The 23,851-nt window shown below is 58.5% G+C and carries 26 protein-coding genes; 5 read left to right on the top strand and 21 right to left on the bottom strand.

The window, feature by feature from the left end; genetic code table 11:
* From ACVBEG_RS12900 to ACVBEG_RS12960, 13 genes are all read right to left on the bottom strand, one after another.
* Nucleotides 1-684: a phosphoribosyltransferase gene (locus ACVBEG_RS12900; RefSeq protein WP_443690433.1), complete on the bottom strand. Its 684-nt coding sequence runs from the start codon at nucleotides 682-684 to the stop codon at nucleotides 1-3.
* A gap of 137 nt (nucleotides 685-821) precedes the next feature.
* A complete protein-coding gene (locus ACVBEG_RS12905) occupies nucleotides 822-1,097 on the bottom strand; it encodes an acyl carrier protein (protein ID WP_322178894.1) in 276 nt (91 codons plus the stop codon).
* Nucleotides 1,098-1,123: 26 nt separating this feature from the next.
* Nucleotides 1,124-2,260, bottom strand: a complete 1,137-nt coding sequence (locus ACVBEG_RS12910) for a dihydrolipoamide acetyltransferase family protein (RefSeq protein ID WP_447107800.1) — start codon at nucleotides 2,258-2,260, stop codon at nucleotides 1,124-1,126.
* A 40-nt stretch (nucleotides 2,261-2,300) separates the two neighbouring features.
* Nucleotides 2,301-3,281 (bottom strand): alpha-ketoacid dehydrogenase subunit beta, encoded by a 981-nt coding sequence (locus ACVBEG_RS12915; protein ID WP_447107801.1) that lies wholly within the window; start codon nucleotides 3,279-3,281, stop codon nucleotides 2,301-2,303.
* Entirely contained in the window at nucleotides 3,278-4,267 is a 990-nt protein-coding gene (pdhA, locus tag ACVBEG_RS12920; RefSeq protein WP_447107802.1) for a pyruvate dehydrogenase (acetyl-transferring) E1 component subunit alpha, read from the bottom strand. Before pdhA ends, ACVBEG_RS12915 begins: the two co-directional genes overlap by 4 nt.
* Nucleotides 4,264-6,027, bottom strand: coding sequence for an acetate--CoA ligase (gene acsA, locus ACVBEG_RS12925; protein ID WP_322178891.1), 1,764 nt, complete (start codon nucleotides 6,025-6,027; stop codon nucleotides 4,264-4,266). Before acsA ends, pdhA begins: the two co-directional genes overlap by 4 nt.
* Before the next feature lie 89 nt (nucleotides 6,028-6,116).
* Nucleotides 6,117-7,007 (bottom strand): universal stress protein, encoded by an 891-nt coding sequence (locus ACVBEG_RS12930; RefSeq protein ID WP_322216698.1) that lies wholly within the window; start codon nucleotides 7,005-7,007, stop codon nucleotides 6,117-6,119.
* 259 nt (nucleotides 7,008-7,266) lie between these two features.
* On the bottom strand, nucleotides 7,267-8,883 hold the full coding sequence (groL, locus tag ACVBEG_RS12935; protein WP_322178889.1) for a chaperonin GroEL: 1,617 nt from the start codon (nucleotides 8,881-8,883) through the stop codon (nucleotides 7,267-7,269).
* 116 nt (nucleotides 8,884-8,999) lie between these two features.
* A complete protein-coding gene (locus tag ACVBEG_RS12940) occupies nucleotides 9,000-9,983 on the bottom strand; it encodes a zinc-dependent alcohol dehydrogenase family protein (RefSeq protein ID WP_330201061.1) in 984 nt (327 codons plus the stop codon).
* Between the two features lie 48 nt (nucleotides 9,984-10,031).
* Nucleotides 10,032-10,517 carry a hypothetical protein gene (locus tag ACVBEG_RS12945; protein ID WP_322178887.1) on the bottom strand — a complete coding sequence of 162 codons (486 nt, stop codon included), beginning with the start codon at nucleotides 10,515-10,517 and terminating at the stop codon, nucleotides 10,032-10,034.
* Nucleotides 10,518-10,738: 221 nt separating this feature from the next.
* Complete coding sequence (locus tag ACVBEG_RS12950) at nucleotides 10,739-11,191, bottom strand: hypothetical protein (protein WP_322178886.1); 453 nt, start codon at nucleotides 11,189-11,191, stop codon at nucleotides 10,739-10,741.
* A gap of 152 nt (nucleotides 11,192-11,343) precedes the next feature.
* Entirely contained in the window at nucleotides 11,344-11,643 is a 300-nt protein-coding gene (locus ACVBEG_RS12955; RefSeq protein ID WP_322178885.1) for a hypothetical protein, read from the bottom strand.
* A 98-nt stretch (nucleotides 11,644-11,741) separates the two neighbouring features.
* Nucleotides 11,742-11,957, bottom strand: coding sequence for a DUF3079 domain-containing protein (locus ACVBEG_RS12960; protein WP_322178884.1), 216 nt, complete (start codon nucleotides 11,955-11,957; stop codon nucleotides 11,742-11,744).
* 218 nt (nucleotides 11,958-12,175) lie between these two features.
* On the opposite strand from ACVBEG_RS12960, the gene ACVBEG_RS12965 reads away from it, so the two are divergent.
* The 5 genes from ACVBEG_RS12965 (at nucleotide 12,176) to ACVBEG_RS12985 (ending at nucleotide 15,776) form a co-directional block, all read left to right on the top strand.
* Entirely contained in the window at nucleotides 12,176-12,529 is a 354-nt protein-coding gene (locus ACVBEG_RS12965; protein ID WP_322178883.1) for a hypothetical protein, read from the top strand.
* Nucleotides 12,530-12,625: 96 nt separating this feature from the next.
* Nucleotides 12,626-13,156 (top strand): iron transporter, encoded by a 531-nt coding sequence (locus ACVBEG_RS12970; protein ID WP_447107803.1) that lies wholly within the window; start codon nucleotides 12,626-12,628, stop codon nucleotides 13,154-13,156.
* Nucleotides 13,157-13,534, top strand: a complete 378-nt coding sequence (locus ACVBEG_RS12975) for a cupredoxin domain-containing protein (RefSeq protein WP_322216705.1) — start codon at nucleotides 13,157-13,159, stop codon at nucleotides 13,532-13,534. It begins immediately after the preceding gene.
* Nucleotides 13,535-13,557: 23 nt separating this feature from the next.
* A complete protein-coding gene (locus ACVBEG_RS12980) occupies nucleotides 13,558-14,412 on the top strand; it encodes an FTR1 family iron permease (protein WP_447107804.1) in 855 nt (284 codons plus the stop codon).
* Entirely contained in the window at nucleotides 14,400-15,776 is a 1,377-nt protein-coding gene (locus ACVBEG_RS12985) for a 4Fe-4S binding protein (protein ID WP_447107805.1), read from the top strand. Before ACVBEG_RS12980 ends, ACVBEG_RS12985 begins: the two co-directional genes overlap by 13 nt.
* Nucleotides 15,777-15,804: 28 nt before the next feature.
* Here ACVBEG_RS12985 and ACVBEG_RS12990 read toward each other — a convergent pair whose 3' ends face one another.
* From ACVBEG_RS12990 to narH, 8 genes are all read right to left on the bottom strand, one after another.
* Nucleotides 15,805-16,503: an anaerobic ribonucleoside-triphosphate reductase activating protein gene (locus tag ACVBEG_RS12990; RefSeq protein WP_322216711.1), complete on the bottom strand. Its 699-nt coding sequence runs from the start codon at nucleotides 16,501-16,503 to the stop codon at nucleotides 15,805-15,807.
* Entirely contained in the window at nucleotides 16,500-16,667 is a 168-nt protein-coding gene (nrdD, locus tag ACVBEG_RS12995) for an anaerobic ribonucleoside-triphosphate reductase (protein WP_219060010.1), read from the bottom strand. Before nrdD ends, ACVBEG_RS12990 begins: the two co-directional genes overlap by 4 nt.
* Nucleotides 16,668-16,698: 31 nt before the next feature.
* Nucleotides 16,699-18,717 (bottom strand): ribonucleoside triphosphate reductase, encoded by a 2,019-nt coding sequence (locus ACVBEG_RS13000; protein WP_322178878.1) that lies wholly within the window; start codon nucleotides 18,715-18,717, stop codon nucleotides 16,699-16,701.
* Between the two features lie 151 nt (nucleotides 18,718-18,868).
* Nucleotides 18,869-19,861, bottom strand: a complete 993-nt coding sequence (gene moaA, locus ACVBEG_RS13005) for a GTP 3',8-cyclase MoaA (RefSeq protein ID WP_447107806.1) — start codon at nucleotides 19,859-19,861, stop codon at nucleotides 18,869-18,871.
* A 23-nt stretch (nucleotides 19,862-19,884) separates the two neighbouring features.
* The gene (locus tag ACVBEG_RS13010; protein ID WP_322178876.1) at nucleotides 19,885-20,871 is read right to left on the bottom strand and encodes a peptidylprolyl isomerase; all 987 of its coding nucleotides are present in this window, start codon (nucleotides 20,869-20,871) and stop codon (nucleotides 19,885-19,887) included.
* Between the two features lie 10 nt (nucleotides 20,872-20,881).
* Nucleotides 20,882-21,562: a respiratory nitrate reductase subunit gamma gene (gene narI, locus ACVBEG_RS13015; RefSeq protein WP_322178875.1), complete on the bottom strand. Its 681-nt coding sequence runs from the start codon at nucleotides 21,560-21,562 to the stop codon at nucleotides 20,882-20,884.
* Nucleotides 21,555-22,310, bottom strand: coding sequence for a nitrate reductase molybdenum cofactor assembly chaperone (narJ, locus tag ACVBEG_RS13020; RefSeq protein WP_219060015.1), 756 nt, complete (start codon nucleotides 22,308-22,310; stop codon nucleotides 21,555-21,557). The genes narI and narJ overlap by 8 nt, the downstream gene beginning before the upstream one ends.
* Before the next feature lie 2 nt (nucleotides 22,311-22,312).
* Nucleotides 22,313-23,851: a nitrate reductase subunit beta gene (narH, locus tag ACVBEG_RS13025; RefSeq protein WP_046047388.1), complete on the bottom strand. Its 1,539-nt coding sequence runs from the start codon at nucleotides 23,849-23,851 to the stop codon at nucleotides 22,313-22,315.

Raw genomic sequence — 23,851 nt, forward strand, 5'->3', positions numbered from 1 at the left:
TCAGTGTGCTGACTTGGATTCTCTGCTCCAGGCCTGCTGCAACAGGTTGATGACTTCCTCGTCCGAGGTCTGAGAAAAGTCCATGTACCAATTGCCGATCGATACCAGCCACTCGGGTTCCATCGGGCAAACGACCTCATCCACTTCGCCACGCAGTACCTCTGCGGTATCAAACGACGCCACCGGTACCGCAACGACGATCCGTGAGGGCTTTTGCAGAAGTACGGCTTGTATCGCCGCCCGCATGGAAGCGCCTGTGGCCAAGCCATCATCGACCAGAATCACCACTTGGCCATGCAGATCCAAAGCAGGACGTGCTCCACGGTAGACGCGCTCACGACGCAGCAGCTCCGTCGTTTCCCGCGCGACCACACTCTCGATTGTGCGTTGATCGATATGGTTAGTCCGAACGACGTCTTCGTTGATTATCCGTATGGAGCCACTGGCAATGGCGCCCATTGCATATTCCTCGTGGAACGGAACGCCGAGCTTGCGGACCAGCATCAGGTCCAGACGGACTTCCAGTGCAGTGGCGATTTCATACGCGACCGGAACCCCGCCACGAGGCAACGCAAGGACAATCACATCGGGCCTTCGACGGTATTTCAGCAGTGGCTCCACCAAGCTTTGGCCCGCAGCAGTCCTGTCACGCAACGTGGTTTGCATAGAGGGATAATGAGTCATTTGACAACCTCCTATAGGTGGTATGCCTCACCAAATAGCGCCGGACGGTTCTTGGCTGACAGCCTGAGTTGCTGGCCCGCCGGCCGATAACTGCAGTTCAGCTTGCACCGCGCGATCCCCTGTTACTTTGACTTTCATCAATTCCGGGCCAACGGATGCTCTGCGTCTGATGCCCCGTGTTGCGCCAGATAAGCGACGAGCGCATCCAGCGTGCTCACACGTTGGTAATCGACTTCAGGAATGTTGACCCCTACCCGCTGATACACGGCTGCGATGAAGCGCAGCCAGTCCATCGAGTCCAGATCGACCTCCTCGCGAAGTGGCCGGTCATTGCGTAAACGCTCCGCTTCGACTTCTGGAGCAATGCTCTTCAGGGCGATCAGCACGTGGCTACGGATGAGTTGCTGGTCCACTGTCTACTCCTCATAGATGCTCCGGCTCAAAGATTCTCTGGCGTTTGCAATACGCGACGAACTTCACCCAGGAAGCGTGCGCCATAGTGCCCATCGCTGGCACGGTGGTCGGCCGCCAGGCTAGTGACAACGGTAGGCATCACACACAGTTGGCCGTCCCGAACCCAAGGCCGCTCGCAGATGCGACCAAAGCCGATCAGCGCCACTTGGGGCGGATAGATCACGCCAAGCACACTGTCCACACCCTGGTCACCGAGTTGAGTGACCGTCACACTTGCGTCGCTCAGTTCTGAACTGCGCAGGGAGCCGTTGCGCGCGCGTTCCACCAGACTGGCGAGTTCACTCATCACCTGTGCCAGTGTCTTGTCGGCGACATCGTGCAGTGCTGGAGCGACCAAACCACCTTGGCGCAGGGTGATCGCTACGCCCAGATGGATCCCGGTTGCCGGCTGGAAAGCATTGTTTTTCCAGAAGCCATTGAGTTGCGGCAGCTCACGCAGGGCCACCGCGACAGCCTTGAGCAACAAGGCACTCGGCAATACGCGTTGCTGCGGCTTGCTTTGAGCATTGTGTGCCTGCAGCCACGCCATGGCATTTCCCAAGGGGATGGTCTCAAACAGGTAGTAATGGGGAATCTCACGTTTCGAGCGGCTCATGGCCACAGCAATGGCATGCCGCATGGCCCGATTGCGATCGGTCGGCTCAGCCTGACGGCCAGCATCCTCAACGTCCTCCAGGGTGACCACGCCCTGTGGGCCGCTGCCTTTCAACTCATCGAGGTTGATACTCAGTTCGGCCGCCCGCTTGCGCGCCGCTGGCGATACCCGTGGGCGGCTGGCTGATGCCATTGTTCCCTCAATCAGCGCGGTGACGGGCGTTTCAACAGGTGCAGGCGTTGGTGTGGGTCGTACGCTTGGCAAGGTCTCCCCTGACTCCAGCAACGTGGCAATCGGTGTCCCTACCGGAACCTTGGCCCCGACGCCAATAAGCAGTTCAAAGACCGTGCCATCATGCCAGCACTCCACCTCCACGGCGGCCTTGGCAGTATCGACGACAGCGATCACCTGTCCGCGATGGACCTTGTCACCGGGATGGATCTTCCACTCCAGCAAGGTGCCTTCGTCCATATCGGCACCCAGGGATGGCAGGTCGAATTCGATCATGATGGGTACTCCCGCCCTGGGTCAGCTGTTGCAATCATGGTCATGGCCCTCGGCACAAGCTCTGTGCGGCGGCAACGATCATCGACACTTGTGGTAGCGCCGCCTCTTCGAGATGCCGGGGATACGGCGTCGGCACTTCGGCGCCGCAGACGCGTAAGGGCGGCGCATCCAGTTCGAAAAATGCCTGTTCGACGATCCGCGCAATAATCTCGGCGGCAAGACTGCCACTGCGCCAACCTTCGTCGACCACCAACGCTCGACGGGTTTTGCAGACCGAAGCCATGATCGTCACGTCGTCCAGTGGTCGCAGGACGCGCAGGTCAATGACTTCGACGCCAATACCCTCATCGGCCAGTTGCTCGGCAGCCGCCAGCGCCTTGCCGAGGGTACCGCCGTAGGTGATCAATGACAGATCGCTACCCTCCCGACGGACCTTGGCGGAGCGTATGTCCACTTCCGCTCCCTCACTCAGCTCACCTTCCTGGTTGTAGAGCTGGGCATGCTCGAAAATCAGAACCGGATCGGGATCGAGGAGTGCGGGCCAGAGCATTCCGCGGGCGTCTTCGAGGGTGGCCGGGGCGAGGATTTTCAGCCCGGGAATGTGCGCGTACCAGCCTTCCAGGCTATGGGAGTGCTGCGCCGCGAGCTGGCGTCCGGCCCCCGTAGCCATTCGCAGGACAAGGGGTACAGAGAACTGCCCGCCAGACATATGCCTCAGGGTTGCCGCCGTGTTCATCAGCGCGTCGAGGGCGAGCAGACTGAAGTTCACGGTCATGATTTCGACGATTGGCCGCATCCCCCCCAGCGCGGCACCAATGCCGGCACCGACGAAGCCTAATTCGGACAATGGCGTGTCGCGTATGCGCTCAGGGCCAAACTCAGCCAGCATCCCCTTGGAGACGGCATAACTGCCACCGTAACGACCGACGTCCTCACCCATCAAAAATACCCGGGCATCGCGCTGCAGGGCTTCGCGCATCGCCTCGCGCAGTGCCTCGCGGTACGTCGTGCGGCGGCTCACGAGGCCGACTCCGGTGTATAAACATCTCGACACAGGTCCTCAACCGGCTCCAGGCTGCCAGCCTCGGCATACACGACGGCAGCCTCTACCTCAGCCTCTACCTGGACGGTGATGGCGAGAAAGCCCGCTTCGTCCAGCAAGCCCTGGGCCTTGAGCCGCGCACTGTAGGTATGAATCGGCCCGCGCGCTTTCCATTGCTCAACCTCTGCCTTGTTCCGGTACAACTCTGGGTCGAACATCGAGTGGGCCCGAAATCTATAGGTCCGGAACTCCAGGAAAAACGGCCCGTGCCCTGCTCGAATCTGTTCCACCGCTGCACGGGTAGCCTCGTACACCGCGACCACGTCCATACCGTCGACCGATTGAGTGGCAACCTTGTACGCCGAGGCCTTGGCGCACAAATCAGTTTGCGACTGCGAACGTTCAAGCGCAGTGCCCATGGCATAGAGGTTGTTCTCACAGCAGAACAGCATCGGCAATTTCCACAGTGCCGCCAGATTGATTGACTCATGAAAGGCTCCTTCCGCCATCGCCCCTTCCCCAAAGAAGCACGCGGCAATCCGTGAACCACTCTGCAGTTTTTCGGCCAGGGCCAGCCCCACCGTCAGCGGCAAACCGCCGGCAACGATGGCATTGCCACCGAAGAAGCGTGTCCTGGCGTCGAACAGGTGCATCGAACCGCCGTGTCCTCGCGAGCATCCCTCCTGCCGGCCATACATCTCGGCCATGATCGCCGTCATGGGCACACCCTTGATCAACGCATGCCCATGTTCGCGATAGGTAGCGACCACCGCATCGTTCGCCGCGAGCGCATGCAGAGCGCCAACTGCCACGGCTTCTTCGCCGATATACAGGTGCAGGAAGCCTCGGATTTTTCCCTCCCCGTACAGTTCGGCGGCGCGCTCCTCAAGCCGACGAATTCGCAGCATGTCGCGCAGCAGATCGAGAGCAAAATCTCGCGTATAAGGCAGCGGCTCAATGCTCATCCCGGGTTCTCCAGGCTGGAGGTATCGCCTTCAGGCAGCCCCAGCTCCCGTGCCTTGAGCAGACGCCGCATGAGTTTGCCGCTGCGCGTGTGCGGGAGGTCCGGCAGAAACGTCAGCTCCTTGGGCGCCACCACGGCGCCTAGGCGTTTACGCGCATGGCCCATCAGCTCATCGTGCAGGGCCTGGCTGGGAGTGAAACCGCTCTTGAGTGAGACAAAGGCCTTCACCGTTTCACCCAGCAAAGGATCGGGCTTGCCGATCACTGCAGCCTCCGCCACGGCCGGGTGTTCCATCAGCGAACTTTCAACCTCGAAAGGACCGATCAGGTGCCCGGCCGACTTGATCACATCGTCGCTGCGACCAATGAACCAGTAATAGCCATCAGCATCACGACGCGCCAGATCGCCACTCAAGTACCAGTCGCCGACAAAGCACTGGCTGTAACGCGCCTCTTGTCCCAGATAGGAACGGAACATGGCGGGCCATGGTTTTTTCAGGGCCAGGTCGCCAACCTCCTCATCACCGAGAAACGCCAATGCTCCGTCTTTGCCGCGTGCAACAATGGCCGCCTCAACGCCCGGCAGCGGTTTGCCCATAGAACCCGGTTTGATGTCCATGGACACTGTATTGGCAATCATGATGCCGCCGGTTTCGGTCTGCCACCAGTTGTCATGGATCGGTAAGCCCAGTACCTCCAGGCCCCACCAGACGGCCTCGGGATTGAGCGGTTCACCGACACTGGCAATAAAACGCAGATGCGGAAAGTGATGGTCACGCGCCAATTCTGCGCCGGCTTTCATGAGCAGGCGGATCGCCGTCGGGGCGGTGTACCAGACAGTGACTTGCTGTTTTTCGAGCAGGCGATACCAGCGTTCTGCATCGAACTCGCCGCTGTCGACCACACTGGTCACGCCCAGCAGCAGGGGGGCGAATATGCCGTATGAGGTGCCGGTGACCCAGCCGGGATCGGCACTGCACCAATAAATATCCTCAGGGTGCAGGTCCAGGGCGTATTTTCCGGTAACCCGGTGGGTCAGTGCTGCACCGTGTACATGCAGCACACCTTTCGGGGTCCCCGTGGTACCGCTGGTGAAGTGTAAAAGCGCGGGGGTATCGGCCGTGGTCTGAGCAATGTTGAAGTCTTCGCCTGCCTCAGCCAGCAATCGGTGCAAACTGAGCGTCCCTTCCACAGGTGTGGTGTTGCCGCCATTTTCGTCGTACAGCAACACATGTTTGAGTGCCGGTAAACGTTCACGGATACCTGCGACCTTGCGTTGGTAAAGTGTCTCGCTGGTGATCAGCACACTGCCCTCACCGAGGCGCAAGCGAGTCTCAATCGGCTCTGGACCGAACGCACAAAATAGCGGCGAAACCACGCAGCCATTTTTCAGGCCACCGAGTACGCTCAGGTACAGTTCCAGCCCTCTGCCACTGAGCACGAACAGGCGGTCGCCCGGACCAACGCCCAGTGTTTTCAGGACATTGGCGAAACGGTTGGTCATGCTGCTCAATTGGGCGAAGCTGATGTCTCTGGGCCCACCGTTGCGATCAATAATACGCAAGGCCGTATGCTTCCTGTGCGCTCCCATGGCATGCCTGTCGACCGCCTCATACGCGAGATTCAATCCACCCCCCGGCAATCCGGCCAACTCGCCAGCTTCCGTCTGCCAGGAAAAAGCCTCACGGGCTTGCGCGCTGTCGAGCCAGTTAGGTACCACCGGGCAGTCGACCGGCGTTTTCTTGATAGTCGGCGAATGCATGATTTACCTCACAGCACGGTGTCGAGTTACCCGTCGCGGAACAGGTCGTCGAAATGCTCGGAGCGCCGTGCATCAATGTTGGCCCCGGCCTAAACCGCGAGAATGCTGCAGGACGTCTGGTACAAAATATGTTCGGTCGTACTGCCGATCAACTTCTCCAGCCCGTGGCGGTGGATTCGCCCCATCACGATGACATCCACCTGATGCTGGCTAGCGAATTCGGCGAGCACCGAGACCGGTTGTCCAAGGATGAAGTGCCGCCGATCAGGTGGCACGCCGTAGTGGTCCGCAAGCGTGAGAAAAGACTTCTCCAGCACGTTTCTCAGCTCCTTGGTCAGATTCGTCAGCGCCAGGCCACCACCGCCCGCATCGCCCAGATAGACCGATGACACGTCATAGGCATGCAGCAGGTGCAGTTCCGCGTCGCACTGGAGCGCCAGGCTGTTCGCTTCCTGAATAATCCGGTCATTGAGGCCGCTTTCCTGCAACTCAGGTCGTGAAGGATCAACAGCGGCGACGATTTTGTGCGGCAACGTGTGACCGGTCGCACCGACCAGATAGACCGGGACCGGACACTCGCGAAGCAGGTGCCAATCCATCGGAGTGATGAAGGCCCGCTTGATAGCCGGTTCATGCTGCACATCCTTGATCAGCAAGTCGGGCTGTATTTTCGTGACGTGCTGGAGGATTTCGTACTCTGTGTCGTCAGCCCACGTCACCTCGGTAGTGACGTCGATGCCTCTCACGCGCATTCTTGTGGCTTCATCTTTGAGCCACTCACTGTGATCCTTGAAGTAACTTTCGCGGACCTTCTCCTGAATGCTCTTTTCGAGCAACAAGAGGGTTTCCACAGGTTTTATCAACGCGGCGATATGTAAGGTCGCGCCGCTGGCCTTGGCCAAGGCGGCAGCACGGTTTATCGCGGGGGAGTGGCGTAACGCCGGGTCGATGATCAGCAACAGCCGTTGATACTGGCTCATGGTCTGCCTCCAGAAAGAGTGGGCTTCGACGCCTGCAGCTGATCAATCACCTGTTGCCAGCCCATGCGCCAATGCCGGATTGAGTACCAGCACAGGTCCACACTGCTCCCATGCAATGCCCGTTAACTTGATTTACATCAAATCCCTTCCTTGGGTTTTCAACGCGCCCGCCATACTCGGGCGTTTGCAAACATTCGACGTTGCCTGTGACAGCGCAACGCCGGGTTATGTGCCGATCAACCGTACGGGAAGGTCCGGATCATCCTGGATACGGAGGTTCCGCTGGCGTGTCCTTTTCCGGAATCTCGGTCATGGTCGCCTCTGTCAGTAGCAGGATGCTGGCGACCGAGACGGCGTTTTCCAACGCAATACGCACGACTTTTGTCGGATCGATGATCCCGGCTTCATACATATCCACGTAACAATTGGCCGACGCGTCGAAGCCGACATTTCCAGGCTCCGCTAGCATCCGGGCAACGACGACCCCGGCGTCCACCGCCGAATTTTCCGCGATGACTCGGGCGGGCGCTTCCAAAGCCCGACGAAGAATCTGTAACCCGGTTTTTACGTCACCCTCATAGAGGGCCTCCTCTGCCACGATAATCGGCACGGCCTTGAGCAGTGCCAAGCCGCCACCGGGGACGGTGCCTTCGGCAATCGCCGCCTTGGTCGCTGAAATAGCGTCGTCCAGAGCATCCTTGCGCGCCTTCATTTCAGCTTCGGTGGGTGCGCCCACCCGGATCACCGCGACACCGCCAGACAACTTGGCCAAGCGCTCCAGCAATTTCTCACGGTCGTAGTCGCTGGTCGTCGCGTCGACTTGCTGGCGGATCTGTTGCAGCCGGGTTTCAATCGCCTTGTGCGTGCCCGCGCCACCAATCAGGGTGGTGTTGTCTTTTTGCACCACCACGCGATGAGCTCGCCCCAGTTGGCTCAACTCCACGTGCTCCAGGCTAATACCCAGCTCGCTGGAAATCACCGTGCCCCCCGTTAGAATGGCAATATCCTGCAGCATCTCTTTACGACGGTCGCCGAAGCCGGGCGCCTTGATCGCCACCGCGCGCAATACGCCGCGAATCTGGTTGACGACCAAAGTAGTCAACGCCTCGCCTTCAATGTCATCGGCGATCAAGACCAGCGGCTGGCCGCTTTTTGCGATCATTTCAAGCAACGGGATAAGGTCTTTAAGTAAGCCAATCTTGTGGTCACAGAGCAGCAGGTAAGCATCTTCGAGCTCAACCTGCATCTTGTCGGCATCCGTCACGAAATAGGGTGAGACATAACCTCTATCAAAACGCATCCCCTCAACCACCTCGACCACTGTTTCGGTGGTCTTGGATTCCTCGACGCTGACCACGCCCTCAACACCGACCTTCTCCAGAGCGTTAGCAACCAGTTCGCCAATGGTGGCATCGTTGTGGGCTGAAAGGGTCGCTACCTGGGCCTTTTCCTTGAGCGTGCTGACCGGACGAGATTGTGCCGCCAGTGATTGCACCGCCAGCAACAGGCCCCGGTCCAATCCACGTTTGAGGTCTATGGCACTGGCACCTGCGACCACATTGCGCACACCGTCAGCAAAGATCGCATGGGCCAGGACCGTTGAGGTACTGGTGCCATCCCCCACCGCTTCACCGGTACGTTCAGCCGCCTGGCGCAACATTTGCGCACCGAGGTTTTCCTCCGGGTCCTGCAGGTCCACCTGCTTGGCAATGGTCACCCCATCGTTACAGACGATAGGCGTGCCCCATTTTTTCTGAATCAATACCGATTTCGACTTGGGTCCGAGTGTCACGCGGATGGCGTCCGCGAGTTGAGTCGCGCCACACAGGATTTTCTCGCGAGCAGCGGCGCGGAACAAAATTTTGCTGTGAGCCATCGGGGTAATCTCCTCTGCTGTCCAGTGACTGACGATTGCTTTCAGCCTCTATGAAACAGCTCGCTACCTTTTGACTTTTATCAATAAAGACCCAACCCCGGCACGCGGTCATTGGCTCAGGGCACCAGTACCGCAGCCCCTTCGAACCGGCCTTCACGAAGGTCTTCCAGCGCTTGATTAGCGTCAGTCAGAGGGTAGCGATGAGTACGCGTGACAATGCCGATTTCTGGCACCCGTTGCAGGAAATCCAGACCGTCACGGCGAGTCAGATTGGCGACTGACAGCAAGACCCGCTCTTCCCAGAGCAGTGCGTAAGGAAAGCTCGGGATATCGCTCATGTGAATGCCTGCGCACACCACGCGTCCACCCTTGCGCACAGCCTTTAGGGCAAGGGGTACGAGCGCACCGACCGGAGCAAAAATGATCGCTACATCCAGTAAGTCTGGAGGGGATTGATCCGCATTACCGGCCCATGTCGCACCCAGCTGTCTGGCAAAGTCCTGTGTAGCGGTATCGCCCGGACGCGTGAAGGCGTATACCGAGCGGCCCTGCCATTTGACGACCTGCGCCAGAATGTGTGCCGCAGCGCCGAACCCATACAAACCGACCCGCTCGCCTTCGCCCCCCATCACTAACGCTCGCCATCCGATCAGGCCCGCGCACAGCAGGGGTGCGAGCGATTCGTCGCTCCCTGTCTCGCCCAACGGAAATACATAGTGAGCCTCGGCGATGACCGAAGTAGCAAAGCCGCCGTCAAGCGTATAACCGGTAAACCGTGGGTGCTCACATAGATTCTCGCGGTGTCCGATGCAATAAGGACACACGCCACAGGTATGGCCCAGCCATGGCACCCCGACCCGCTCGCCCATCGATAACCCGATCACGCCGGGGCCGATAGCATCGATCCGCCCGACGATTTCGTGGCCCGGAATGATAGGCAGGTGCGGATTGGGTAACTCTCCGTCAACGACATGCAGGTCGGTACGACATACACCACACGCGGTTACCTTGATCCGTATCTGACCTTGACCGGGTTGCCGATCCGGAAGCTCGGTCCATTCCAGTGCGGCACCTAGCGTCTTCAACACCATAGCGTGCATCGGGTTACCTCGACGGTCCTTTAACCTGCGTTATTGCGTGAGCTGCATTCAGTGCCCCAGCACCGTCTGCGCCTCTGCGATTTCAGCAGTCGTGCCGTGCACCATCAACAGGTACTTGTCAGCCTTGAGGGCAGTCTCGTATTTGATGATCTCATCATTGGGCACCCCGACCCGGGACAAGGCCGCGCCCAACGCCGAAAGTCCCCCGACCACCAAAGCGCCTTCCAGTGCTCCCACCAGCAATGAAACCACCGGCCCAGCCAAGGCGACAACTCCCAGGCCCGGCAAAAGAAAAACCGCGGGACCGATCAGCATGCCCCAGATGCTCCCCCAAAAAGCGCCGATCCCACCCCAGGTTTTCACACGATCCCCCAACGTATAGAAACCTACCGGGTGCTCCTCGCTGTGATAACCCTTGCCGACGAGAGACAGCTTCTTGACATCGAAACCGGACTGGCTCAAAAGGCGAATAGCCTCTTCCGCAGCGGCGTGGCTGTCAAAAATATACACCGATGGATTGCTCGATGATGTCATGGTGACCCCCTTACATGGACTCGATTGAACAGAGACTGTGAGGGTCCAGAGCACTCGACCCTTGGGTGCGTCAGCCAGCGATGACGTGCATGTACGACTACGACGTTCCGCGTGGGACTGGCTTTGAGCCAGACTATGCTGTGAGTAATGGAGTGGACTTGATAAAAATCAGAAAGACGGCTTGTCTCTCCCCACCCAGCGCTAACCCAAGTGACCTTATGTCAGGCGCTGGTATTGACCAACGAGCCCGAGGCACTGCCGCTTGCGCTCTTGATAGCCTGTACCAATGCGCTGGTAGCTGCCACCAACTGGCTATTGGTCGCCGCCACTTGGGACTGTGCCTGAGCGACTGCAGCGGCCTTGGCGTCTGAAGACTCGTTGCCTTTTTGCGCCGCAGCGAGAGCCTTCATTTGTACTTCCAGCTGCTTTTGCAGCTGGGCAATCTGCTTTTTCAGTTGTTTTACAATGTCGGATTCAGTGCTGCCGGTGCTGCCGGTGCTACTGCTTGCACTGGCGCCGCCTGCCTTAGTGGCGCCTTTGGCAGCAGTACCGCCCGAAACTGACGCTGCAGCGCCGCTTTTGTCGGTTGTTTCGCTGCTTTCAGCAGACGACGTCTTGGCTGTGCTGGTAGTCGCTGTCGCATAGTTGATCGTTACGCTGCTGATACTGACCATTACGTCTCAACTTTAAAAAGAGGTTTCCAGCGTATCGACACAATCCTAGAAATAGTTAGCCATATCTAATCTCGACCCGATCACGCCCTCACCCACCCTCGCCTCATGCGCTGAATGCAGAGAAAAGGGCAGGTGCGCAAAATAAGGCCTACCTATTGATCATCAATGATCACCTGAGCTTTCTTCGCTGCGGCGGTTGCGTATTCGTAGCAGATCCAAAAGTCGTGTTCGTTGACTGAATTTGAGCCCTCAAGATTCTCCAGGCATCTCGTCAATGCGTGTTTTATGCGTCCATCATCGAAAACGATACGTGCAGCCTCTTCGCCATCTTCTGAGCGAATCACTTCCTCAAGTTGCGTTATTTGCTTGATCTTTTCCCTGAGGATGTCCTTGGCGAAAGAATCTCGCTCAATAATTTTCGTCCATTGATGATCAACCAGTTTGTCTTTCATCAGATCTCCTCGATCCAGCCCCATGCCGGACGCTCATGCAATAGTCCATAACCATCCATAACGCCAGTCGACGCGACCGCCGCCATCATCATCTGCACTCAGCTACGCGAATCATCCGACACTTTATCTGTCGCGATTAGCGGGTCGATGCCCCAGTCACCGTGTAAATACCAATCGTCTCCGATCATCTCGGCCGGATGCATTGTGCGATCGGAACCGTTCCCGCACGCCATGGAACTCGTCGGACAGTATCTATCGCACCCCCAGCAAATGCGCTCGGGATGTTTCGGGTGGATGGGAAAATTCTTGGCCATGCCTATCCCCAGATAACGTATAGGAGTGCCTTCAACCTATAGCGCTTGGGCGAAAATGCGCTTGATACAAATCAAGAACCACGCATTAAGATGCGTGCGTCACACCGTGACACTGATGAAGCTAAGCTTCTCTGTATTGAATGTGCTCGCAGGATGGTCAGCGTCAGCGATTTCCGGCCCCCTCGGACGGCACATACCTTTACCTGGAGATCTTTCTTATGCCTGAAAAGACCGCTTCATCAGTGCCTTCGGAACAACCCCAGAGCGCACTCTCAAAATGGGACGATGAAGATGCAGCAGGATCACGCCATGTCGAGGCGTTTGACCGAACACCTGAATTATCGAATGCCGAACTGGTTCATCTTCGTGTCCGTGTGATAGCCCTGGAAAATCTGGTTATCGCTTTGCTAGCGCAAGGGCCGGATCAACAACTTGCTGTAGCCCGCGAAATGGCCTCCTACATCTCGCCGAGACCGGGTTTCACCCAACACCCGCTAACGGTTCATGCGGCCTCCCACATGTTCGACAGCGTCGACCGCGCCGTGCGTTTTCGAAAACTCTCCGCGTTATAAACCTGATCGCTCCAAAAATTGACGCTAATCATTATTATTCGCAAGAAAGCCTCCTAGACTAGGGCCCTTACTCCTCAGTGCCCTCAGGAAGACCTCATGCGTGCCCCTTTTTTGCTGTCATTCGCCCTGATCTTGCTTGCACCGCTTGCCCACGCCAAGGAATACCCGATCGGGGAACCTCAGTCATGCCCGGGGCTGGAAGTCGGAGCGGTGTATTTGCAGCCAATCGAGATGGCTCCTGCCGGGATGATGCGGGCCACTGCGGATTCCGATGTTCACCTGGAAGCCGACATTCGGGCCACCGCTGACAATCGCCAAGGCTTTCAGGAAGGCAGTTTCGTGCCCTACCTCAGCGTCTCTTTCAATCTGAAAAAACAGGGCAGCGAGTCGGAAATCAACGGCGACTTCCATGCGATGGTGGCCAATGACGGTCCGCACTATGGCGACAATGTAAAGCTGCTAGGCCCTGGTAAATACCAATTGACGCTCACCGTACTGCCACCCAGCGGTCATGCGTCCCTCGGGCGTCATACCGACAAGGAAACAGGTGTGGAGCCCTGGTTTGAACGCTGCGAACTGCACTACACGTTCATCTATGCCGGCATTGGCAAAAAAGGTGGCTATTGAATGAACCGCCCACAGCCCGCACCGCGCGGCCCAAGGAGGTTCGCCTGGGTTCACCCGCGCGTTGTCTGGTTGATTCTGGCCTGGATGACCACGCCATTGACCGCCTACGCAGAGTTACCCAGCTACGAGCTGAGCCTGAACGACGGGCACTTTATCCCTGCCTTATTAGAGGTGCCTGCCGGTCAGCGCTTCAAGATCGTTCTGAAAAACATAGGTAACGGTCCAGCAGAATTCGAGAGCACGCCGTTGCGGGTTGAAAAGGTCCTGTCGCCGGGGGTGACAACCTTCGTCGTCATTCACCCCCTCAGACCCGGTCACTATCCGTTCTTCGACGAGTTCAATCCGCAATTGCCAGAGGGCGGCATCCTCGCCAAATAACCAGGCCGCACACGGGGTTTTTCATGAATCAATCAATGTTCATCGTCTGGCGTGAAAGCGTCGAGGCGCTGCTGGTGATCGGCATTCTCCAGGCCTGGGTCAGCCAACAAAGCCAAGGCAATCGTCTGGCCAGATACTTATGGACCGGGGTGACTCTGGGATTGTTGCTGTCGGGATTGTTGGCAGCGCTGATTCTGTTTGCCGGAGAAGCCATGAGTGGATCGGCCAACGAATGGTTCCAAGCCGCACTGGCATTGATTGCCAGCCTGCTGATTGTGCAAATGGTCGGCTGGATGCATCGTCATGGACGCACCCTCAAGCATGATCTACGGCGCCATGCCGATAGCCACCTGGCTCGGCAAGGTGGCCTTGGTCTGTTGTTGCTGGCAATGCTCGCGGTCAGTCGCGAAAGCAGCGAAACCGTAGTTTTCCTCTACGGCGCTGGAGCTCAGTTGCGCGGCCCGCAGCTCGGACTGTTCGCAGTCGGTGGGGTGTCGGGACTGGTGCTGGCAACGTTGACCATCGCCCTGCTGCACAGCAGCCGCCGATTCATTTCATGGCATAGGTTCTTTGTGATCAGCGAAATCCTTTTGCTCATGCTCGGCGCAGCCTTGTTGGTCAGCGGCACCGAGCGGATTGGCGGCCAACTGCTCGCCCTGGATCTGCCGGAAGTGGTTTATAGAGGCGTTGGTGAAGCCCTCTGGGACAGCAGCGCGTTGCTGAGTGACAGCCGCGGGCTGGGTGGCTTCCTCGCTGGCTTTACAGGTTATAGGGCAACCCCCAGTTGTGTGACTTTGCTGGTGTTGGTCGGCTACTGGCTGGCCGTCGGCGGCTGGTTGCGGCAACACCCTACGGGAAAAACCCCATGCCTGACCTGAGTCGCTGCAATCAATGGCTCCAGCGCTTGGGTCACGGAATGCGCCGCCACGCGCCAGTGATTCGCGCCGTGCAATGGGCCGTTGTACTTTTCTATGCCTTGCTTTTAGTGATACCCGCGATGTTACCGCTACCGGACAGCCAGGCACGGTTCCTCGACAACCTGACCTTGCTCGCGCAATTCCTGTTCTGGGGCATCTGGTGGCCATTCGTACTGTTGTCGATGGTGCTGTTCGGCCGGCTGTGGTGTGGTGTTCTGTGTCCGGAAGGGTCTCTGACCGAGTGGGCCAGCCGCTACGGCAAAGGCTTGGGCATGCCGCGCTGGTTACGCTGGAGCGGCTGGCCAACGTTGGCGTTTTGCCTGACCACCCTCTACGGCCAATTGATCAGCGTTTATGACTACGCTCAAGCGGCGCTGTTGATTCTAGGGGGTTCGACGGTCGCAGCAGTCATCGTCGGCTTGCTGTTCGCCCGTGGCAAGCGGGTCTGGTGCCGATACCTGTGCCCGGTCAGTGGGGTCTTTGCCCTCCTCGCCCGACTGGCACCCGTGCATTTCAAGGTAGACGAACAACGCTGGATGGAAAATGCCGAACCACGCCTGCCGCCGCCCAATTGTGCCCCCTTGCTCGATATCCGTCGCCGGCAAGGGGCCAGTGACTGCCATGTCTGCGGACGCTGTAGCGGGCAACGCGGCGCGGTTCGGTTGATCGCCCGCTCCAGCAATCAGGAAATTCTTCAATCAACGAAACACAGACTATCGCCCTGGGATGCACGACTACTGCTCTTCGGCGTGATCGGTCTGGCCATGGGCGCTTTTCAGTGGACGGTCAGCCCGTGGTTCGTCTCCCTCAAACAACAGCTCGCCTCATGGTTGGTGGAACAGGACCTGCTCTGGCCCTTGCAGGACAACGCCCCCTGGTGGCTACTCACGCATTATCCGCAGCTCAACGACAGCTTCAGTTGGCTAGACGGCTTCAGCATTATTACTTATCTGGCCTTGAGTTCGATGCTGCTGGGTACGGCCTTGCTGATTCTGTTGCGTTTCACCGCGCGACTGGCAGGAAATCCGGCACTGTATTCGCCCCTGGCCCTGACCCTCACGCCCCTTGGCGGCGCCGGGCTGTTTCTGGGGCTGTCGGCAACTACCGTAAAATTGCTGCGCTATGAAGGTCTGCTGCTGGAATGGGTGCAGCCGACAAGGGCATCGCTGTTGATGGCGGCGATGGGTTGGAGTTTGTCGCTGGGCTGGAAACTACTGGGCCACGAGCAGGTTTCATTGCCTCGGCGCGTCGCAGGCAGCGGGTGCCTGTTATTGGCTAATGGGTTGGTGGGGTATGGCTGGTGGCTGCAATTTTGGGGTTGGTAGCCGGCTCAAAGTGAAACTGTGGAGGTGTTCATCCCCCACGCAACACAAACTGCGGAAACAACTCACGCATGACAGCCCAAAGATCGGCTTGCTCAGCCTGTGCCGAAACGCTCGACAGGTGCGGATCAAGCATCCGCGCAGTCCTGACCAACTGCACGGCAAAACATTTGACCCCTTGAGCACTCAAACGCCGGGCCAGAGTCAACAACTGTGTCGGGTCGAACAAGTGCCAATGCACCGTAGTCCGACACTCATAGTCGACACCGCTGGCCAACAGATGCTCCAGGCTCAGCCAGTTGGCGGCACCGCTGCCCCCGACCCGGGTAATGGTTTGACAATCCTCAGGCAACGCCTTGATATCGAAACCGACCCAATCGGCCCCTCTAACGGCCTTGGCAAAGGCGGCCGGTTTGATTCCGGCGCTGTGCAAACCGATACGAAATCCCATCTCTCGCACTTGTTCCATAGCGCCAGGCAAGCCGTCCTGCAGCGTTGGCTCTCCGCCGCTGAATACCACGGCATCGAGCAAGCCCTGACGACGTCGCAGAAACGCCAGCACCTGACACCAATCCACTTCTTCACTGCCGCGAGGCGGGATCAATTGCGGGTTATGGCAATAACGACAGCGCCAGGCGCAACCCTGGCAAAACAACACGCAGGCCAGCTGTCCCGGATAGTCGAGAGTGGTCAGGGGCACCATGCCCCCGACCCGAAGCGTTCGACTCATTGGCGCCCGGCCAGCGCCGCACTTTCAGTGAAATGGACCCGTTCGCGATGCTCGGACTGCTTGCCCGGATTGAACGCCGATACCGGGCGGTGATAGCCCATCACCCGGGTCCAGACTTCGCAGCGTTGACGTTGAGCCTGAGGCAGGGTTTGCGATGCATTCATGGTGAAGTTCCTTGCGGTGAGTGAATCGAAATCAATGAACGGTGCCAGTTTGCTGTTCCTTGAGCAGCAATGCCTCGTCGCATTTGGGGCAGAACTCATGTTCACCATCGAGGTAGCCATGTACCGGACAGATGGAAAACGTTGGGGTCACGGTCAGGTAAGGCAGGCGGAAACGTCCGAGTGCCTTGCGCACCAGCTGTTTGCAGGCCTCGGTCGAGGAAATCCGTTCGGCCATGTATAAATGCAGCACCGTGCCGCCGGTGTATTTGCATTGCAGTTCGTCCTGAAGCTCCAGCGCCTCGAAAGGATCGTCGGTATAGCCCACTGGCAGTTGCGAAGAGTTGGTGTAATACGGCGCTTCAACGCTACCAGCCTGAAGAATATCCGGATAACGTTTGCGGTCTTCCTTGGCGAAACGGTAAGTGGTGCCCTCGGCCGGGGTCGCTTCGAGGTTGTAGAGGTGCCCGGTTTCCTCCTGAAAACGCAGCAAAGTGGCACGTACATGGTCCAGCAGCTTCAGGGCAAACTCCCGGCCCTGCTCGGTGTGCATGCCCTGCTCGTCTCCGGTGAAGTTGCGCAGCATTTCATGCAGGCCGTTGAGGCCTATGGTGGAAAAATGGTTGCGCAAGGTGCCCAGATAACGCTTGGTGTAAGGGTACAAACCTGCGTCCATGTGGTGCTGGATCACCTTGCGCTTGACCTCCAGGCTTTCCATCGCCAGTTCCATCAGGGTGTCCAGACGGCGCAGCAGGCCGCTGATATCGCCCTTGAACACATAGCCCAGACGCGCGCAGTTGAGGGTAACGACGCCCAGTGAGCCAGTCTGTTCCGCCGAGCCGAACAAGCCGCCGCCGCGCTTGAGCAACTCGCGAACATCCAGCTGCAAGCGACAACACATCGAGCGCACCTGATTGGGTAGCAAGTCCGAGTTGAGAAAGTTCTGGAAGTACGGCAGCCCGTAACGTGCCGTCATCTCGAACAGGCGATCGGCATTCTCACTGTCCCAGGGGAAATCATGGGTAATGTTGTAGGTCGGAATCGGGAAGGTGAACACGCGCCCCTTGGCATCCCCGGCTTGCATCACCTCGATATAGGCACGGTTGAGCAGGTCCATCTCAGCCTGCAAATCGCCGTAGGCATAAGGCATTTCCACTCCGCCGACAACGGGAATCTGTTCACGTAGATCCTCCGGGCATACCCAGTCGAACGTCAGGTTGGTGAACGGTGTCTGGGTCCCCCAGCGCGAGGGCACATTGAGGTTGTAGATGAACTCTTGCAGCGCCTGGCGGACGTCCTTGTAGCTCAATTCGTCGTTGCGCACATAAGGCGCCATATAGGTGTCGAATGAGCTGAACGCCTGAGCCCCGGCCCATTCGTTTTGCAGGGTGCCGAGGAAGTTCACCATCTGCCCCAAGGCGCTACTCAGGTGCTGGGGCGGCCCTGCTTCGACACGGCCCGGCACACCATTGAGGCCTTCATGCAGCAACGTGCGCAGCGACCAACCGGCGCAATATCCAGCGAGCATGTCCAAGTCATGGATATGCAGATCGGCCTCGCGGTGGGCCTGACCAATGGCCTCGCTGTACACCTCATCCAGCCAGTAATTGGCAGTGACCTTGCCGGAGACATTAAGCACCAGCCCACCGAGCGAATACCCCTGATTGGCGTTGGCCTGCACCCGCCAGTCTTCGCGAGACAGGTACTCGTTCATCGAAGCAGCCACCTCGACGATCGCCTTGCGGTCACGACGCAGGCGTCCATGCTGCTCCCGATAGACGATGTAGGCACGCAGGGCCTGAAAGAAACCGGCATCCATCAAGACCCGCTCGACCCGATCCTGGATCTGCTCGACATGCAACTCCGGTAAATCCTCCAGATGGACCAGCACAGCGTCGAGCAACTCCTCGGCCATGGCCGCATCGACGAAATCATCGCTGGCGCGACCGGTGGCGATGATCGCCTGACGGATTTTGTCTGCATCAAAGGCAACCTGACTGCCATCGCGTTTGTGCAAGCGGTTACACCCTACTGTGATCAGCGTGCTCTGCATTTGGCCTCCAAACACTACATATAGATGTTTTAACTGTTAAAAACACAACATGCAGTTAAGACTACGGACAAAGGACTCATCTGCAATTGATCGACGTCAAGAATCGTCAGCAAAAAAAAGGCCGCCCACGGCGGCCAGAAAACACGAAAGATCAACCGCCACTCATGCTCATGAAGCGCAGAATCTGCACCTCACCTTCGGGGTTGAAATCGTGACGCAACGGCTTGCCGAGCAAGGCTTGGCGCACTGCGTTGATCACCGGTTGGTCGTCCAGCGGATAGCGGCGCAGCAGGCCGCGCAAATCAAGGGCATCGTCCTGACCCAGGCAAAGCAACAGCCGCCCTTCAACCGTCATCCGCACCCGGTTGCAGCTGCCACAGAAGTTGTGGCTGTTGGGTGAAATGAAACCGATCCGAGTATCGGGGTAGCGCTCCAGGCGCACATAACGTGCAGGTCCGCCGCTGTTTTCGGTGCTGTCGAGTAACCGATGACGACTCGCGATCAGTGCACGTACCTCGTCGCTGGAACAGAATGTCTCGCCCCGCGAACGTCCGACGTCGCCCAAGGGCATCTCTTCAATGAAACTGATATCGATGTGTTGCTCGATGGCGTACTGCACCAACCCCAAGACTTCATCGAAGTTGCGCCCTTTCATGACCACGCAATTGAGCTTGATCCGCTCAAAGCCCGCACCGCGAGCCGCTTCGATGCCGCTGAGCACCTGATCGAGATCGCCGTTGCGGGTGATGGCGCGAAATTTCTCCCCGTCCAGGCTATCGAGGCTGATATTCATCCGCTTGACCCCGGCCTCCGCCAACGGCCGGGCCAAACGGCCCAGTTGCGAGCCGTTGCTGGTCATCACCAATTCGCGCAGACCGGGCAAAGCGGCGATGTTGCGGCACAGGCCGACAATACCGGGGCGAATCAGCGGCTCGCCGCCGGTCAGGCGGATTTTGCGCACTCCCAGACCGACAAACAGCGTCGCCAGGCGCTGCAACTCTTCGAGCGTAAGGACCTGCTGACGCGGCAAGAAGGTCATATTTTTCGCCATGCAATACACACAGCGAAAATCACAACGATCTGTCACCGACATCCGCAAATAATCGATCTGCCGCCCAAAACCATCCTGCATGACAGCGCTCATTACATCTCCCGGTTTGCCAAAGGTTACTGCACCAGCGGTGAGTCGGCGCCCTGCAGGTGAATACCGCGAATATCCGCGGCACCGATCAGGGTTTGCAGGTACTGCACCAAGGCTTTCTGCCAGACACCTTGCTGCAGCTGCGTGCGAATCGCTGTCGAAACCACCTCATAGGGCAACGGCATGCCTTCGATCCGTTGATCGACACTGATCACGTGCCAGCCGTAGCGACTCTCCAGCGGTCTACTGGCCAGTCCCGGCGCCAGGGTAAACAGCTGGCGTTCCAGCTCGGGCACGGTTTGCCCTTTGCTGATCTGCCCCAGTGAGCCCCCTTGAGCCTTCGACGGACAGGCCGAATACTTCTGCGCCACCTCGGAGAAGCTGCCGGGGAAATCCTCCAGACGCTGTAGCAGTACTTCTGCCTGATCGTGCGCCAGGCCGCGGGCCTCGGCATCGTCCGGGGCACATTCAAGCAGAATGTGCCGCACCGCTAACAGCGGCGCGCTGTGGAAGCGTCCGCGATTGTTTTCGTAATAACGAAGGCTGGTTTCCTCATCACACTGAGGCACCTGCACCTCACGTTCGAGCAACAAACGGGTGGCCGCTTCCTCTTCGTTCTCACCGGCACCTATCTGCAACGACAGGTCGAGTTCGGCGATCCGCTGCTGCAACAATTCGCGGATCACCAGCGCCCTGGCGGCCAGATAGACCGCCTCCTCGCGGCTTTCGGCCGGGTGATATTGCAGCTCCAGAGCCATCATCTCTGGGGTGATCGATACATCGTTGACGCTGATGATCGGCCATTCCTGTTCGCTGCTGGCGATCAATTGCACCGGGGCGCCGTCGGCAGCCGCCGGTTCAGTTGCGCCTGATTCAACCGGGAGGGGCTCAAACTGCACCGCCCCGCCTGACGCGATATCGACGACGCCGGGCGCTGAGGACTCCGCTTGCTTTGAAGAACCGCAGCCACCGCTGCCGCCGTTACCGCCGCCACATCCACATCCACCTGACATGATTGCCTCCTCAGATTTTCTGCCGAACGATTTGATAACGCCGTCCCAGGTACCAGATCGGTGCACTGATCATGTGTACAAGACGGGTGAAGGGGAACAGCACGAACAGGGTCAAGCCGAGAAACACGTGCAGTTTGTAGGTCAAACCGACCGGTTCGATGGCCGCTGCCGCTTCCATCGGACGCAACAGCACGGTGTTCTGCGCCCATTCGGCGAGCATCACCATCACCGAGCCGTCCATGTGCGAAGTGGACGCCACGATCGTCAGCAGACCGAGTACCAACTGCGCCAGCAACACCAGCAGAATTAAAATATCTGAAGGGCTGGAAGTGGCGCGGACCCGTGGATCAGTGAGCCGTCGATTGACCAGCATCAGCAGACCAATCAGGCACAACAGGCCAAAAACCCCGCCGGAGACCATCGCCAGCAACTGCTTGTTCTCAGTGCTGATCACATGGTGATAAACCGACGCGGGCGTCAGCAGGCCGACAAAGTGCCCAGCCAATACAAACAACACACCAATATGGAAGAAGTTGCTCGCCACGCGCATCCCGCGCTTGTTGAGCATCTGGCTGGAACCAGCCTTCCAGGTGTACTGCGAGAGATCGAAGCGTGCCCAACTGCCTAACAGGCAGATCGCCAGCGCGACATAGGGGTACACCCCGAACAACAACAGATTCCATTTAGACATTACCTACCTCCCCGGCTGGCACGGCGGCCAACCCTTCATGCTGAAAATCGACCCAGTGCAGCGGTACTGCGCTTTCCTCACGGGCCTTGCCCGGCGCACTCGGCAGGGAGCCACAACGGTCCTGCTGTTCAGCCTGGAGAAAGTCCACAGCCTCTTCTTCCCATATCTTGTCGAGGGCTTCGAGGGAGTCGTCGCGGGGTTCCGCTGCAACCTGTGCGCGCAGATCGGCCACCGCCTGATGGGGCTCGGCTCCGGCGATCTGCAGCAGCGCCCGGAAGCAACTGGCATACGCACTCTCACGCTCTTCCAGACGCGCCGCCAGCAAGGCCAACAGATGCGACACATCGGCCAGGCCCTCGCGAGCCTCGATGTCTTCGCGGGTGGAGAGGAACTCCAGGTACAGCGGGATGTAGTCCGGCAGCTCTTTGACGCCGATGGCAAAACCGGCCTCCTCGTATTGCGCCATCATGTCGACCATGGCTTGACCCCGGTCACGGGATTCGCCGTGCACATGCTCGAACAGCAGCAGCGACAGCGAGCGACCCCGACCAAACAGCGCACCGTAGTGCTCCTGCCCGTCCATCAGGTCATTGGCGCAGATCAGCTCAAGCAATTCGAACAACGCGCCGCGCTGCTTGGGGCTGATTTCCCGGGCCTGGATAATCGCCTGTTCCAGTTCTTCACGGCCGGCGATCAATGTCTCGGTCGGATAATCGAGCAGAAGCGAAATCACTTTGAGAATGCGCATGCTCATTCCTCCCACAACTGAACGGTTTTCAGGATGTCGCGGCGGTTGGCTTTCTTCGCGCCAAACATATTGGTGTCGGAACTGCCACTGCAGCCGCTGCCGAAACTGAAGCCGCAGCCCGAGCGCTCGGCAAAGGCATCGCTCATGGCATCTTCACGGTGGGCACTGGGCACCACGAAACGGTCTTCGTAGTTGGCAATCGCCAGGTAGCGATACATCTCCTCGACCTGGGCCACGCTCAAGCCGACATCCGCCAGCACTTGCAGGTCCTGAACGCCATCGACTTGTTCGGAGCGTTTGTAGGCACGCATTGCCAGCAAGCGTTTGAGCGCGCGTTTGACCGGTTTTTCATCGCCGGCGGTCAGCAGGTTGGCCAGGTACTTGAGTGGAATACGCAGGCTGTCAACGTCCGGGATCACCCCGTTCATGCCCACGGTGCCAGCAGTGGCAGCGTTCTGGATCGGCGACAGCGGCGGTACGTACCAAACCATCGGCAAGGTGCGGTATTCCGGGTGCAGCGGCAGTGCGAGTTTCCAGTCCACGGCCATTTTGTAGACCGGCGAACGTTGTGCGGAATCGATCACCGACTGCGGTACACCGTCGGCCAGGGCCTGGCGAATCACTGCCGGGTCGTTCGGGTCGAGGAAAATCTCCAGTTGTTTCTCGTACAGATCCTGCTCATTCGCCGTGCTCGCCACTTCGCTGATGCGGTCGGCGTCATACAGCAGCACACCGAGGTAGCGAATCCGCCCGACGCAAGTTTCGGCACAGACCGTCGGCATCCCGGCTTCGATACGCGGGTAGCAGAAGATGCACTTCTCGGATTTACCGCTTTTCCAGTTGAAGTAGATCTTCTTGTACGGGCAGCCGCTGATGCACATCCGCCAGCCACGGCATTTTTCCTGGTCGATCAGGACAATCCCGTCTTCTTCGCGCTTGTAGATCGCCCCGCTCGGGCAGGCCGCTGCGCACGTAGGGTTGAGGCAGTGCTCGCACAGACGCGGCAAATACATCATGAATGTATTTTCATACTCGCCGTAGATGTCGGCCTGGATCTTGTCGAAGTTCTTGTCTTTGCGCCGTTTGGCGAATTCGGTACCGAGAATTTCCTCCCAGTTCGGGCCCCACTCGATTTTTTCCATACGCTTGCCAGAAATCAGCGAGCGCGGCCGTGCCGTTGGCTGGTGCTCGCCCAGCGGTGCGGTGTGCAGATGCTGGTAATCGAAGTCGAAGGGTTCGTAGTAATCATCAAGGCTCGGCAGATCCGGGTTGGCAAAAATGTTCGCCAACACGCGGAATTTACCGCCAATGCGCGGGTTAATCGTGCCGTTGGCATTGCGGATCCAGCCGCCCTTCCACTTGTCCTGGTTTTCCCATTCTTTCGGGTAACCGATCCCGGGTTTCGATTCGACGTTGTTGAACCAGGCGTATTCCATGCCTTCGCGACTGGTCCAGACGTTTTTGCAGGTGATTGAGCACGTGTGGCAACCGATGCATTTGTCCAGGTTCAGAACCATGCCGATTTGTGAGCGAATCTTCAT

Source organism: Pseudomonas sp. GG8, assembly GCF_052976945.1.

Excerpts from the sequence above, each read along its gene's own strand:
- ACVBEG_RS12900 (WP_443690433.1), bottom strand. The coding sequence starts at position 684 with ATGACTCATTATCCCTCTATGCAAACCACGTTGCGTGACAGGACTGCT.
- ACVBEG_RS12910 (WP_447107800.1), bottom strand. The coding sequence starts at position 2,260 with ATGATCGAATTCGACCTGCCATCCCTGGGTGCCGATATGGACGAAGGC.
- pdhA (WP_447107802.1), bottom strand. The coding sequence starts at position 4,267 with ATGAGCATTGAGCCGCTGCCTTATACGCGAGATTTTGCTCTCGATCTG.
- acsA (WP_322178891.1), bottom strand. The coding sequence starts at position 6,027 with ATGCATTCGCCGACTATCAAGAAAACGCCGGTCGACTGCCCGGTGGTA.
- ACVBEG_RS12930 (WP_322216698.1), bottom strand. The coding sequence starts at position 7,007 with ATGAGCCAGTATCAACGGCTGTTGCTGATCATCGACCCGGCGTTACGC.
- groL (WP_322178889.1), bottom strand. The coding sequence starts at position 8,883 with ATGGCTCACAGCAAAATTTTGTTCCGCGCCGCTGCTCGCGAGAAAATC.
- ACVBEG_RS12940 (WP_330201061.1), bottom strand. The coding sequence starts at position 9,983 with ATGCACGCTATGGTGTTGAAGACGCTAGGTGCCGCACTGGAATGGACC.
- ACVBEG_RS12945 (WP_322178887.1), bottom strand. The coding sequence starts at position 10,517 with ATGACATCATCGAGCAATCCATCGGTGTATATTTTTGACAGCCACGCC.
- ACVBEG_RS12950 (WP_322178886.1), bottom strand. The coding sequence starts at position 11,191 with ATGGTCAGTATCAGCAGCGTAACGATCAACTATGCGACAGCGACTACC.
- ACVBEG_RS12955 (WP_322178885.1), bottom strand. The coding sequence starts at position 11,643 with ATGAAAGACAAACTGGTTGATCATCAATGGACGAAAATTATTGAGCGA.
- ACVBEG_RS12960 (WP_322178884.1), bottom strand. The coding sequence starts at position 11,957 with ATGGCCAAGAATTTTCCCATCCACCCGAAACATCCCGAGCGCATTTGC.
- ACVBEG_RS12965 (WP_322178883.1), top strand. The coding sequence starts at position 12,176 with ATGCCTGAAAAGACCGCTTCATCAGTGCCTTCGGAACAACCCCAGAGC.
- ACVBEG_RS12970 (WP_447107803.1), top strand. The coding sequence starts at position 12,626 with ATGCGTGCCCCTTTTTTGCTGTCATTCGCCCTGATCTTGCTTGCACCG.
- ACVBEG_RS12975 (WP_322216705.1), top strand. The coding sequence starts at position 13,157 with ATGAACCGCCCACAGCCCGCACCGCGCGGCCCAAGGAGGTTCGCCTGG.
- ACVBEG_RS12980 (WP_447107804.1), top strand. The coding sequence starts at position 13,558 with ATGAATCAATCAATGTTCATCGTCTGGCGTGAAAGCGTCGAGGCGCTG.
- ACVBEG_RS12985 (WP_447107805.1), top strand. The coding sequence starts at position 14,400 with ATGCCTGACCTGAGTCGCTGCAATCAATGGCTCCAGCGCTTGGGTCAC.
- ACVBEG_RS12990 (WP_322216711.1), bottom strand. The coding sequence starts at position 16,503 with ATGAGTCGAACGCTTCGGGTCGGGGGCATGGTGCCCCTGACCACTCTC.
- nrdD (WP_219060010.1), bottom strand. The coding sequence starts at position 16,667 with ATGAATGCATCGCAAACCCTGCCTCAGGCTCAACGTCAACGCTGCGAA.
- ACVBEG_RS13000 (WP_322178878.1), bottom strand. The coding sequence starts at position 18,717 with ATGCAGAGCACGCTGATCACAGTAGGGTGTAACCGCTTGCACAAACGC.
- moaA (WP_447107806.1), bottom strand. The coding sequence starts at position 19,861 with ATGAGCGCTGTCATGCAGGATGGTTTTGGGCGGCAGATCGATTATTTG.
- ACVBEG_RS13010 (WP_322178876.1), bottom strand. The coding sequence starts at position 20,871 with ATGTCAGGTGGATGTGGATGTGGCGGCGGTAACGGCGGCAGCGGTGGC.
- narI (WP_322178875.1), bottom strand. The coding sequence starts at position 21,562 with ATGTCTAAATGGAATCTGTTGTTGTTCGGGGTGTACCCCTATGTCGCG.
- narJ (WP_219060015.1), bottom strand. The coding sequence starts at position 22,310 with ATGCGCATTCTCAAAGTGATTTCGCTTCTGCTCGATTATCCGACCGAG.
- narH (WP_046047388.1), bottom strand. The coding sequence starts at position 23,851 with ATGAAGATTCGCTCACAAATCGGCATGGTTCTGAACCTGGACAAATGC.